The organism is Oscillibacter sp. CU971, from assembly GCF_905219725.1.
GTDB lineage: Bacteria > Bacillota > Clostridia > Oscillospirales > Oscillospiraceae > Oscillibacter.
The window spans coordinates 1-1,993 of sequence record NZ_CAJMXG010000404.1 but is presented as its reverse complement, the minus strand read 5'-3'; the positions used below and the strand labels follow the sequence as shown (position 1 = coordinate 1,993).

3 protein-coding genes are annotated in these 1,993 nt (G+C 64.3%); all 3 read right to left on the bottom strand.

Annotation, left to right across the window (positions count from 1 at the left end; all coding sequences use genetic code 11):
• Positions 1–221 precede the first annotated feature (221 nt).
• Positions 222–731: a deaminase gene (locus JX325_RS15910; RefSeq protein WP_204792029.1), complete on the bottom strand. Its 510-nt coding sequence runs from the start codon at positions 729–731 to the stop codon at positions 222–224.
• Positions 732–841: 110 nt separating this feature from the next.
• Complete coding sequence (locus JX325_RS15905; RefSeq protein ID WP_204792028.1) at positions 842–1,726, bottom strand: HAD family hydrolase; 885 nt, start codon at positions 1,724–1,726, stop codon at positions 842–844.
• A gap of 29 nt (positions 1,727–1,755) precedes the next feature.
• The coding region (locus JX325_RS18515) for a hypothetical protein (RefSeq protein ID WP_204792027.1) at positions 1,756–1,993 on the bottom strand (238 nt) is incomplete at its 5' end.

Here is a 1,993-nt window from a genome sequence, read left to right as displayed (position 1 = left end):
CCGGGCGGGCGTGGTGGGGGGCTTGAGGATGCGGATGTCCTGACCCACGAAATAGTCAATGGTTTCGCACTCCCAGCCCAGGGAGGCCAGGGCCCGCTGGGTGGCGGCGGCCTGAAGGATGGCCCCGTAGTGGTGCAGGTGATAGAAGGTGAGAAGTCCCGCTTTCAAACGCAATCCTTCCTTTCCAGCGGCAGAAGTTCCATGCCGCCGCTCCGGCTTGGTCAAGGGTCGGTGGGAGCCGGGTGCTGCTTCTCTCCGAGAAACAGCAGGTCGTCCCCGGCAATCCAGTCTGCGACGGGGATGACCTCAAATTCCGTCTCCGTCCGGCGGATGACCACCCGCTCCAGCCCGGCGTTGATGATGAGGCGGCGGCACATGGAGCAGGAGGTGGCGTCCCCCAGCAGCTCCCCGGTCTGGGCGTCCCGCCCCGCCAGGTAGAGGGTGCCCCCCACGCAATCCTTCCGGGCGGCGGAGATGATGGCGTTGGCCTCGGCGTGGACGCTGCGGCAGAGCTCATAACGCTCTCCCCGGGGGACCTGGAGGGCCTCCCGGGAGCAAAAGCCCATGTCCACGCAGTTGGCCCGGCCCCTAGGGGCCCCGTTGTATCCGGTGGAAATGATCTCGTCGTTTTTCACGATGATGGCCCCGTAGACCCGCCGCAGGCAGGTGGCCCGCTCCAGGACCGTCTGGGCGATGTCCAGGTAGTAGTTTTCCTTGCTGATGCGGCTCATAGGCGCCCCCCTCTTTTGGATGTCCCATTGTACCATGAGGGAAGGGGATTTGCAAGACCTTGCGCCGGGAAGGAAAAAAGCGGGGCCGCCAAAGGACGGTCCCGCGGTGCTTACGGATTGGAAAACAGCTCCACCTGGTCCGGCAGCACATCCTCCCCCAGGTGCCGGAGCTGGCGGAGGTTCTCCTCCCACAGCCGGTCGGCAATGGCCATTTTGCGGATGATGTTTCGCGCCGTCTCCTCCAAAGGACGGCCCTCCCGGTAGTCCGCCGGGAAGATGAAGTCCACCCGCTTTTTCGCCAGCAGCTCTTCCACGCCGGTGCGGTTGGCGTCCTGGTACACGGCGATGGCCTGGCCGCCGTAGGCCCGCATCATCTTCATGCAGGGCACGTCGGAAAGGCCGTCCCCCATGTAAATCATGTTGGGGAAGGGAATCCGCTTGCTGTCGTCGGGCATGGAGTCGTTGAGGGGCTTGTCGTCGGAGACGTCCAGGACCCCCTTGTTAATCCGGTAGACAAACTGGGTCTTGGCGGTGAAGTTCACCGCCAGCTTGGGCCAGACGNGCCGTCCCGTCTCGTCGTAGTAAAACTCGCTGGCGTAAATCTCCTTGAATTCATGGCTGATGGAAGACCCCTCGATGATCTCCCGGAGGCCGGAGGAGATGACATAGTGCTCCACCCGGACGCCCTGGGCCTCGCCGAAGGCGTTGATNCNGGAAAACCAGCTCTCCACGCCGGGGAAAAGCTCGATTTGGCGGCCCTTCTCCACCAGGTCCTCCCTGGTGAAGGGCAGCTTCTTCCGCTCCGCCTCCCGGAGCATGATGTACATATAGGCGAGAATTCCGTCTATCCGGTTCCGCCGGNCANACCCGTTGGCCNCNGCCCAGAACTCCGCCGGGGTCATCCCCAGGCTGGGGATAAAGGCGTAGTTCTGCATGTCCGTGGTGCACAGGGTCTTGTCGAAGTCGTACAAAAACGCGATGATAGGCCCGGTCATAGCCGCTCCTCCTTTCCTTAAGAGGGCGGTCAGTCCGACTCGCTGCGGTAATTGGGGCCGAATTTCAGCTCGTTGATGTTCACCCGCCGGGTGGCGCTCAGGTCCTCCGCCGGGGACTGGGCTTCCTCCGCCGCCGCCAGGGTGTCCAGCAGCTTCTCCGCCGTGGGCGCCTGCCCGGGGACCTTCGGCCCGGCCACCAGGGTGCGGAAGACCTCCTCCACAGGCTCGGACGCCGTCTTCGGCCCGCTCTCCGCCTGGGGGGCGGAG

Coding starts and splice junctions, on each gene's coding strand:
- JX325_RS15910 (WP_204792029.1), bottom strand. CDS start 731: ATGAGCCGCATCAGCAAGGAAAACTACTACCTGGACATCGCCCAGACG.